We start from the raw sequence: 1,205 nt of genomic DNA on the forward strand, positions 1-1,205 counted from the left end.
GTGATAAGCTGCCGAATATGGAAACCCATTTTGATGGCTTTTTTAATTTACAAAAAACTGCCTTTGAAATTATACACCATCATAGCCCTAAAAGCAAATTGCTTGAAGAGTATTTGACTATTTATCCGGATTTGGGGATTGCTAAAAGCTTTGATTATACTAAATTTAAAGAAGGTATTCAACCGCTGGTGACGATTGCCCATAATAATGGATTCATGTATTTAAGTTAATGTTAGAAAAAATATTATCAAAACAAAGTAAACAAACCCTATGATTAAAAATTTTAATAACCTAGATGAATATCATTGTTACATTGAATCACAAAAAAACCTTGTAAAGGATAATTTCCTTCCAGCATCACTTTCAATGCTACAAGATAGAACTGAAAATGAAAATTTAAAAAAAGCGTTGACTTTTGAAATTTATATTGAAGATTTTAAAATAAATACTTCTGAACTAACATTATCGGATGAAGGGATAACTTACTTGAAGGAACGGGCCTCAAACACTCAGAATCCAGAACTAAAAGCTAAATACAATCACATCTTGTGGCAAAAAACAAGAAACTCAAATTACGCGCAACAAGCAGTCGATAACTACATAATAACACTTAAAAATAGTACTTTTAATTCAGATGATAATGCAAGCAACCAGGCATTTGCTCGCCTTTTTAAATTAATGTTTTCTCTTGCTCAGGATGTAAAGTATAAAAAGGAAGAAGTCTTAGAATATTTGAGTACACTTCTTGGGCAAAACAAAATACATGGATATCAAGAGTACTCAATAATGAACTTTATTGCTGCTGAAGGGAAAAAAGTAAATAATGCTCTTAAAACATTTTTTACTTATTCAAATAAAATAATAGACGGAAAAATCTATCCGGATTATATAGAAGATTACATAAAGCTTCAGTTAGTTACAGCACAGAAAATAGGTGAGTCAATAACTCCATTTCATAACCGCCTTGCTCAGCTATATCTTGAAGATTCTGAAGCTCATGAGGGTTCATTTGTTGCTCCAAATTACTATTCAAAAGCAATGTTTCATTATCGGAAAGCCGGTAATAAAGTAAAAGTTGAGGAAGTTTCAGTATTGCTGGAAAAAGCAAAAAAAAATCTCAATCTTAAATCTGTGCCTTTTGAATTTTCTGATCCTTTACTTGATGAATATTTTAGGAGTGTTGAAAATCAACTTGAAAATTTGAT

General features: G+C 30.7%; 1 protein-coding gene and 1 pseudogene. Both read left to right on the forward strand.

From position 1 onward, the window contains the following. A pseudogene (locus tag C0512_RS15850) lies at window positions 1–230 on the forward strand (hypothetical protein); the annotation flags it as partial. Between the two features lie 40 nt (window positions 231–270). After that, the coding region (locus tag C0512_RS15855; protein WP_290863325.1) for a hypothetical protein at window positions 271–1,205 on the forward strand (935 nt) is incomplete at its 3' end.

The organism is Flavobacterium sp. (assembly GCF_013822155.1).
GTDB lineage: Bacteria > Bacteroidota > Bacteroidia > Flavobacteriales > Flavobacteriaceae > Flavobacterium.